The 8,762-nt window shown below is 62.8% G+C and carries 7 protein-coding genes and 1 pseudogene; 1 reads left to right on the top strand and 7 read right to left on the bottom strand.

What is annotated here, in order from left to right:
* Positions 1-240, top strand: a pseudogene (locus EOA28_RS15335) (pilus assembly protein TadD); the annotation flags it as partial.
* A 254-nt stretch (positions 241-494) separates the two neighbouring features.
* On the opposite strand, the gene EOA28_RS15330 reads toward EOA28_RS15335, so the two are convergent.
* The 7 genes from EOA28_RS15330 to cpaB form a co-directional block, all read right to left on the bottom strand.
* Entirely contained in the window at positions 495-1,511 is a 1,017-nt protein-coding gene (locus tag EOA28_RS15330; RefSeq protein WP_127250802.1) for a type II secretion system F family protein, read from the bottom strand.
* A gap of 13 nt (positions 1,512-1,524) precedes the next feature.
* Entirely contained in the window at positions 1,525-2,538 is a 1,014-nt protein-coding gene (locus EOA28_RS15325) for a type II secretion system F family protein (protein WP_128315020.1), read from the bottom strand.
* 131 nt (positions 2,539-2,669) lie between these two features.
* Positions 2,670-4,169 carry a CpaF family protein gene (locus EOA28_RS15320; protein WP_127386075.1) on the bottom strand — a complete coding sequence of 500 codons (1,500 nt, stop codon included), beginning with the start codon at positions 4,167-4,169 and terminating at the stop codon, positions 2,670-2,672.
* 30 nt (positions 4,170-4,199) lie between these two features.
* Complete coding sequence (locus EOA28_RS15315; RefSeq protein WP_189342051.1) at positions 4,200-5,483, bottom strand: CpaE family protein; 1,284 nt, start codon at positions 5,481-5,483, stop codon at positions 4,200-4,202.
* A 45-nt stretch (positions 5,484-5,528) separates the two neighbouring features.
* Positions 5,529-6,260 carry a CpaD family pilus assembly protein gene (locus tag EOA28_RS15310; RefSeq protein ID WP_127252214.1) on the bottom strand — a complete coding sequence of 244 codons (732 nt, stop codon included), beginning with the start codon at positions 6,258-6,260 and terminating at the stop codon, positions 5,529-5,531.
* A gap of 14 nt (positions 6,261-6,274) precedes the next feature.
* Positions 6,275-7,801, bottom strand: coding sequence for a type II and III secretion system protein family protein (locus EOA28_RS15305; protein ID WP_127252215.1), 1,527 nt, complete (start codon positions 7,799-7,801; stop codon positions 6,275-6,277).
* Entirely contained in the window at positions 7,798-8,610 is an 813-nt protein-coding gene (gene cpaB / locus EOA28_RS15300) for a Flp pilus assembly protein CpaB (protein ID WP_127252216.1), read from the bottom strand. The genes EOA28_RS15305 and cpaB overlap by 4 nt, the downstream gene beginning before the upstream one ends.
* Between the last annotated feature and the right edge of the window lie 152 nt (positions 8,611-8,762).

The following is an 8,762-nucleotide window of genomic DNA, read 5'->3' as shown; positions in this document are numbered from 1 at the left end:
ACCTATATGCGCTCGGCCGCGCAGCAGCCTAGCGCCGACAGCCGGGTGCGGCAGAACCTTGCACTCGTAGTGGGCCTGCAGGGCCGCTTCGACGAGGCCGAGAAGATCGCCTCGCAGGAATTGTCGCCCGAACAGGCGCAGGCCAACGTCGCCTATCTGCGCCAGATGCTTGCCCAGCAGAATGCCTGGAGCCAGCTGAAGGATCGGGACAAGAACAAGGCGAAAGTCGCCACGAACTGACGGACGCCGCCAAGCGCCGCCCGCTCCGACAATCCAAAAGCCGCGCGGCTTTTTTTGATTGACACGAACGGCTCTTTCTCTTTGCTTTTTACGCAATTCCGGACGGAAACCCGCTCGACACTTTTCCTGGAATTGCCTTCTCTTTTTCTACGCAATTCCGGGCGGAAAACCGCGCGACACTTTTCCTGGAATGCTTTCTCTTTTTCTACGCAATTCCGGGCGGAAACCCGCGCGACACTTTTCCTGGAATTGCTTTACTTGCTCGAGGAGCTGTGCTGGTCGCCGAAGATGCCGCGCTGGCTGACCTGGATGCCGGCCGGGCCAAGAATGATGGCGAACAGAACCGGCAGGAAGAACAGGATCATCGGCACGGTGAGCTTCGGCGGCAGCGCGGCGGCTTTCTTCTCGGCCGCGTTCATGCGCATGTCGCGGCTTTCCGAGGCGAGCACGCGCAGCGCATGCGCCACCGGCGTGCCGTAGCGTTCGGCCTGGACCAGGGCCTGCGACACCGACTTGACCGATTCCAGGCCGGTGCGGCTTGCCAGGTTCTCATAAGCGATCTTGCGATCCTGCAGATAGGACAATTCGGCATTGGTGAGCACGAATTCCTCGGCAAGCGGGACCGACTGCGCGCCGATTTCGTCGGCGACCCTGCGCAGGGCCGCTTCCACCGACATGCCGGATTCCACGCAGATCAGCATCAGGTCGAGCGCGTCCGGCCACGCCAGTTGGATCGATTGCTTGCGCTTGGTCGCGCGGTTGTTGACATAGAGGATGGGCGCGTAGAAGCCGCCATAGGCGACGACGACACAGACGAACAGCTTGATGAAAGCCGGCTGCTGCGGCAGGCCGCCGAGCACGAACAGGTAGACTGCCGCCAGCGCAAAGCCCACGAATGGCAGGACGAGGCGGAAGAAGAGGAAGCGCGTCAGCGGGTTCTGGCCGCGGAAGCCCGCGACCTTGAGCTTCTGGATCGTGTTTTCATCGGCAAGCGCGCGCTTCAGATCCAGGCGGTCGACGATGTTGCGCATGCCGATGGACTGTTCCTCGCGCAGGCCCTTGCGCCGGCGGTCAGCCTCGCTGGCCAGCCGCGCGCGCTGCTCGGCGCGCAATTTGTCTCGTTCGAGCGCCACGGACTTCATGCGCGATTTGAGCGACGTGCCACCGAACGCCGGCATGAGGGTGAACACGGTCGCGAACACGGCGATGCAGACCAGCATCGCGATCAGAAAGGAAGGATCGGTGAGTGTTTTGACGACCTGTTCTGTCACCGGATCCGCGCCCCTACACTTCGAAATTCATCATCTTGCGCATCACCAGGATGCCGATCGACATCCAGACGCCCGCACAGCCGAGGATCAGGTTGCCGACATTGGTGGTGAACAGCGGCATGATATAATTCGGGCTCGACAGATAGACGAGAAAGGCGACGACAAAAGGCAGGGCGCCGATGATGACGGCGGATGCCTTGGCTTCCATCGACAGCGCCTGGACCTTGGCCTTCATCTTCTTGCGGTCGCGCAGGACGCGCGAAAGGTTGCCTAGCGCCTCGGACAGGTTGCCGCCGGCCTGCGACTGGATCTGGATGACGATCCCGAAGAAGCCGGCCTCGCTGCACGGCATGGTCTCGGACATGCGCATGGCGGCGTCGGGGACCGACATGCCCATCTGCTGGGAATCGACGATGCGGCGGAACTCCGACCGGACCGGTTCGGGCGATTCATTGGCGATCAGGCGGATCGCGTCGTTGAGCGGCAGACCGGACTTGACCGCGCGCACGATGATGTCGAGCGCGTTCGGAAACTCTTCCAGGAAGGCCTTCACGCGACGTGTGCGGCGAAACGAAACGAACCAGCGCGGCAGGCCGAGCCCGCCCACCAGCAGGGCGCCGGGCAGGGCCCACAGAGGCGCGCCGACGAAAAAGAGAAGGGCCGTCAGGATGATGCTGCAGACGGCGGAGTACATGTAGAAGCGCTCGATCGGCACCTGCATGCCGGCCTGGCGGATCTGAACCTTCAGCGGCGGTTTCTTGAGGGTGCGATCGTTGGTCTTCTGTTTCTCGTCGAGCTGCTTGAGCGAGTCCTGGAGACTTTTGCGCCGCTTGACCGCCTCCGCGGCGCGATCGCGCGTGGCCTTCACCACCGACCTGTCGGTTTCGGCTGTCTTGATGGTTTGAAGCCGCTTGCCCGCCTGCTTCTCGTTGTCGATGCGCGTGAACAGGAAAGCATAAGCCACCGCGCCGGCGCTGAAGCCGGCGAGCACGATGAACGCCAGGACGGTGGTGTCAATTCCGAACATCGACCGGTCCCCCTAGGCCCTTTCGCCGTTGCAAAGAAACGGCGAACCGCCCTATTTCTTTGTTTGGACGCAATTCCGGACGGAAAACCGCTTCACACTTTTCCTGGAATTGCGTCAAACCTCCAGACAAATCAGTCAGCGCGTTTCTCCATCGCCTCGAGCGCATTGGCGAGGCGCTGCTCCTCGCCATAATAGCGGGCGCGATCCCAGAAATGCGGGCGGCCGATGCCCGTCGACACATGCTCGCCAACCAGCCGGCCGCTCGAGTCCTCGCCCTTGATGTTATAGAGGACGAGATCCTGGGTGATGATGACGTCGCCTTCCATGCCGACCACCTCGGTGATGTGGGTGATGCGGCGCGAACCGTCGCGCAGGCGAGCGGCCTGGATGATCACGTCGATCGAGCCGACGACGATCTCGCGCACGGTGCGCTGCGGCAGCGAATAGCCGCCCATGGCGATCATCGATTCGATACGGTTGAGGCATTCGCGGGGGCTGTTCGAGTGGATCGTTCCCATCGAGCCGTCGTGACCGGTGTTCATCGCCTGCAGAAGGTCGAACACTTCCGGTCCGCGCACTTCGCCGACGATGATGCGCTCGGGCCGCATACGCAGGCAGTTCTTGACGAGATCGCGCATGGTCACCTCGCCCTCGCCCTCGAGATTGGGCGGCCGGGTTTCGAGACGCACCACATGCGGCTGCTGCAGCTGCAGTTCGGCCGAGTCCTCGCAGGTGATGACCCGCTCCTCGCGGTCGATATAGTTGGTCAGGCAGTTGAGCAGCGTCGTCTTGCCGGAGCCGGTGCCGCCCGAGATGACGACATTGCAGCGGACGCGGCCTATGATCTTGAGGATTTCCGCGCCTTGCGGCGAGATGGCGCCAAACTTGACCAGCTGGTCCAGCGTCAGCTTGTCCTTCTTGAACTTGCGGATGGTGAGCGCGGTGCCGTCGATGGAGAGCGGCGGCGCGATGACGTTGACGCGCGAGCCATCGGGCAGGCGCGCGTCGCAGATTGGGCTCGATTCATCGACACGACGGCCGACCTGGCTGACGATACGCTGGCAGATGTTGAGCAGCTGCTGGTTGTCGCGGAAGCGGACGCCGGTCTGTTCGACCCTGCCGTTGACTTCGATGTAGACGTTTTTGGAGCCGTTGACCATGATGTCGGCTATGTCGTCGCGGGCGAGCAGCGGCTCCAGCGGTCCATAGCCCAGAACGTCGTTGCAGATATCTTCAAGCAGCTCCTCCTGCTCGGAGATCGACATCGCGAAGTTCTTGATCGCGATAATATCGTTGACGATGTCGCGGATTTCCTCGCGCGCGCTCTCGGGATCGAGCTTGGCGAGCTGCGACAGATCGATCGTGTCGATGAGCGCGGAGAACACCTGGCTCTTGGTGTCGTAGTAAGTCTCTGAGCGCTCGCGCTGGATCCTTCTTGGCGGCTCGGACGCCATCGGCGGCGCCTCCACGGGACGGCGAGCCGGCGGCGCGGCCGGCGCGGTGGACGCCGGCACGGCCGGCCGCTCGGCCGTCATCGTTCCCGTCGAAGCGGGAGCGGCGGGAGCCGACGCCGGCGGACGGAATTCGGGCGTCACCCGGTTGCCGTCGTCTTTGCCTCTCTTACCAAACATGATCGACTACCCGATGCCGCTCAAACAGCGTCATTTCCTGTTGCGCGAGAGCTTGCCGAGGATCGAACCCAGGCCCGCCTTCTTCTTTGTCTTGATTTCGCTACGTCCGGTCAGCACATGCGCTATCTCGTTGATGGTCGCGACGACCGGGTTCTTAGCGTCCATCTCGGTCAGCATGCGGCCGTTGTTGGCGGCATTGCCGAACAGCAGCGGTTCGAAATTGATCACCGCCATGGGCGTGATGCCAAGCGGCTCGGCGAAATCGGAAGGCGCTATCTCCGGCCGTTTCGGCACACCTGCCTGGTTGATGATCAGCTTCGGCGGCGGATCGTTCGGGCGCAGCCGCTTCAGCATGTCCACCAAGTTCTTGGTGTTGCGAAGATTTGCGAGCTCGGGCGTGGCGGTGATGACGATCTCGTCGGCCTTGATCAGCGTGCTCTTCGTCCACCCGCTCCAGATGTGAGGGATATCGAGAACCAGCAGGGGCGCGCTGCGTTGCGCCGTCTCGATGATCTGCGAGAACGCCTCGGCGTCGAAATCATAGACGCGTTCGAGCGTTGAGGGGGCCGCAAGCAGCGACAGATGCTCGGCGCATTGCGCGAGCAGGCGGTCGAGATAGACCTCGTCGACCCGCTCAGGCGAAAACACGGCCTCTGCGATGCCCTGAGCCGGATCCTGATCGAAGTTGATGTTGGCGGTGCCGAAGGCGAGGTCGAGGTCAGCGATGACGACTTCGGATTTGAACAGCGACGACATCGCCCAGGCCGCATTGTGGGCAATGGTCGATGAGCCGACGCCGCCCTTGGCGCCGATGAAGGCGATCGAGCGGCCTATCGGCTCCGATTCCGGATCGACGAAGATCGACGACACGACGCTAACGATGTCGGACATTGAGACCGGCGCGACGACATATTCGGAAATGCCTGAACGGATGAGCTCGCGGTAGAGCCCGACATCGTTGTAGTGGCCGATGACCACGACCTTGGACGAGGGATCGCAATACTCCGCGAGCTGGCCGAGTTGTTCGAGCAGTTGCTTCGGCTCGCTGCGCGATTCCAGCAGGATCAGGTTCGGTGTCGGCGCGGACTGATAGAACTCGATCGCGGTCGGAACGCCGCCCATATGGACCTTGAGATGGGCCTTGGCCATACGGCGATCCTCGGCGGCGCGCTCCACGGGGCTGGCGACGCCTTCGGTCTCGCAGAAAGCCTGGATCGAAATGCGCGGCACGGGGCGCAGCGCCTGCATGGCGGCGATGTCCTGCTGCGAAAGGTCGCCGGTTTCCGCGGGCGTGTCGTAGGCAAGATTGCTCATCGTCATGCTCTTTCCGTGGCTGCTCTCTCTTCGCCGTCCGGCGGCTCAGTACGTCACTTCCGAATTGCCCAGGAACTCGTCTGAGATGCCTCTCGCCCGGTACACATCGATCACCGCGCCGCGATTTTCGGCATCGATTTCGGACTGCTTGCGCGGCCCGATCAGATCGTTGGGATTGGCCACCTGGGCCGCGAGATTGTTCTGATAGGAGCAGCCGAAGTCGGCATAATGCTTGTTGTCCGACGTCTCGGTCAGGTCGTCGGGCCAACGCCCGCATTTGTCGGTCTGGGCCCGCACCGCGACGAAGGCGGCGCGCACCGGCGCGGACGCCTCCGGCACGGCCGACTGATAGGAAGTCATGACGATGCGATCGCGCTTGACGCCCGCCTTCATGGCAAGCCTGGCAAAATCGCGGCCGGCGGCGCGGGCGGCGACCTCGTTGGCGGAGCCTGCCGGCATCGCGATCGTCAGCGCCGGCGCAGCGCTCTTGTCGTAGCCGTCGAGAAAACCGAGCAGCGCGTCGCGCTGCGCGCCGGTCATGCCGCGATCGCCAGCGCCGACCGGCAGATCGATCTTCTGGTTCTTCTCGGCAATGACGATCGGATGGGTCGTGCGATAGTCATCCGGGATCGACCCGACCGTGACGCTGTCGCGATTGGCGCATCCGGAGAGCGACGCTGCAAGGGCGATCGCCAGTGCCGGGACCACCTGCCGGCCCTTCCTTGCGATGCCGGATGCTGTCCGGACCGTCATGACCTTCGATGCTGACTTGGACATATCCGCGTTCCCACTCATTTGTAGATGAAGCCGACGACGCCGTGGTACCGCCCGGCTGGTCTGTCCGTCTGCATGGTGCCGTAGACGCGATTGACGCGGCCGAGGAACATGCCGGCGCCGTCGCTCGGCGGGTTGAAATTGTCATCCGGCTTGGCCAGGTCGTTGCGCGCCACCGGCCGCGCCAGATAGGGCGTGATGATGATGACGAGCTCGCTTTCGTTGCGGACGAAGTCGCGGCTGCGGAAGAGCGTCCCGAGCACGGGGATCTTGGTCAGGCCGGGCAATCCGGTGACAGCCTGCCTGAGATCGTCGCGCACGAGGCCCGCGATCATCATCGAACCGCCGGAAGGCAGTTCGACCGTCGTATCGGCCAGGCGCTTGCGCAGCGACAAAGCGTTCATGCCGATGTTCTGGTTGTCTGTGGATGCCGATACGGATCCTTCGGTCGTCGGTTCGGAAACCGACGTCCTCACCTTCAGGCTTATGCGACCGGGCGACAGAACAACCGGCTGGAACTCCAGCCCGATACCGTACTCGATCTTGTCGACCGAATAGTTCTGCAGACCGGTCTGGTTGTCCGTGGACACGTTGGCGGAAACGCTCTTCACAATATTGTACTCGCCGCCGACCTTGAAGGTCGCCTTTTCCCCGGACACGGCGGTCAAAGTCGGCTCAGCCAGGGTCTTCATGACCCCCGACTGTTCCATTGCGTTGATATAGGACTGCAGCCCTGACGAGCTGATAGAGAGGCCCGCGTTCGACAGCGGTTTGCCAAGACCCATGTAAGGGTCGCTGAGCGCCGCCCAGGAAATGCCGTTGCTGCCGCCGCTGGCGAGCATATTGACGCCGAGCTGTTTCATCACCGAGCGGCTGACTTCGGCGACCGTCACCTTGAGCGTTACCTGATCGTCGCCGATGATCTGCAACAGGTTGACGATCTTGGAGGTCCGGCGCTCCTGGTCGGGGTTGTTGATGTCGACGCCGCCATTGACCGAGCCGCCGGCGGCGGTCTGCGAATATTGGCCGGTCGTCGCTTCACCGCCTGACACGAAGATGGTCGCGAGATCGACGGCGCGCTTGGCATCGAGCGGCGTGTCGACCATGCCGGTGAGGACAACGTTGTCGTTCAGCAGCTCGACCTTGATCTGCGAGGACGGGATGAAGCGCTTCAGATAATCCTCCAGCCCGGCGACATCGCGCTCGACGGCGAGGTCCAGGCTGACGATCTGCTCGCCATTGGGGCCGAAAACGAAGATATTGGTCTCGCCGACCGCCTTGCCGAACAGGTAGATGCGCCGCGCCGTGCGCGTCACGGCATCGGCAACCGCCGGATTGGCGACGAGGATGTCATAGGCATCATTCGGCAGATCGATGACCACGGATTTGTTGAGGCCGAGCTTGACGCGCTGCGTGGCGACGGAAGCCGATACGCCGGCGCTCGCGGCTTTGGCTTCGACCAGTCCCGAGGCGTTGGCGCCAATCAGCAGCAGACCGATCGTCGCGGTCGCCAGGAAGGGCAGCAGTTTGCCATTTAGCGTCATTTCCTTGCTCCCACCTCGGAAACCTCGCCCGACTTGATCAGACGCACCGTTCCGCGCCGGCCGTTGCCGTTGACCAGATAGTCGGCTTCGTCCGTACTCTTTTCGTGGATGTCGGTGATCGGGCGCAGCGCGAGCGTCAGGCGGTCCGCCATCTGCTGCGCGACGGTGATGATCTCGGCCTGTTGCGGCGTCAGCTCCAGCGTCGCGGTCTGGCCGACCCTGGTCTTCTTGCCTTCCTCGTCTTCCTGGATGGTCTGGTCGATGGCCAGCACCCGGATGTTCTTGAGGATGGTCTCGGTGTTGAAGCCGCTGCCGCCGTTGCCGGTGTCGGCGCGGCGGGTCATGATAACGTCGACGAAGTCGTTGGGCAGGATGAAGCCGCCTGCGGAAGTGTCGGCCGATATCGCAGTGGCGACAGCGCGCATCCCTGAAGGCAGGATCGACGACATGAAGCTCTGCCCCTCGCCGACCAGCTTGGAGCGGCGCAGCGGCTCGCCCGTATACATGGCCACGCGCGCTACCGAGCCCTTGAGCTTTTCGGCCGCGTCAGGTTCGGCGGCGCGCGTGATGAAATTGGCATTGACGCCGTCGGACGGCCATTTTTCCCAGCTGACGTTGTTGCCGAGCTGGCTGCCCATCGGGACATCGCCCGACAGTACCAGCACATCCTGCAACGCGACCGCCGGCTGCGCGGGCGCATTGACAACGACCTGCGCTGGCGGCGCCACCACCATGTTCTTGGCGACATAGCCCGCGCCACCCGCCGCGACCGCAGCCACGCCCAGAATAATCAATCGGGATGCTGGCATTCGTCCGAAACCCTTCGCCTCGTGGCAAACCACCCACGCCTGGCCGGACTTTGCAGCCGCAATCGTCAAAACAAGGTTAATGCAATGCTTACGATCGTGATTAATTTAAGGTTTACTCAAATTAGATCGAAGGGCCCGCCATTAACAAAAAA

The organism is Mesorhizobium sp. M2A.F.Ca.ET.067.02.1.1 (assembly GCF_004023285.1).
Taxonomy (GTDB): domain Bacteria; phylum Pseudomonadota; class Alphaproteobacteria; order Rhizobiales; family Rhizobiaceae; genus Mesorhizobium.
The sequence above is the reverse complement of the archived record's forward strand: the minus strand, read 5'-3'. Positions and strand labels throughout refer to the sequence as shown.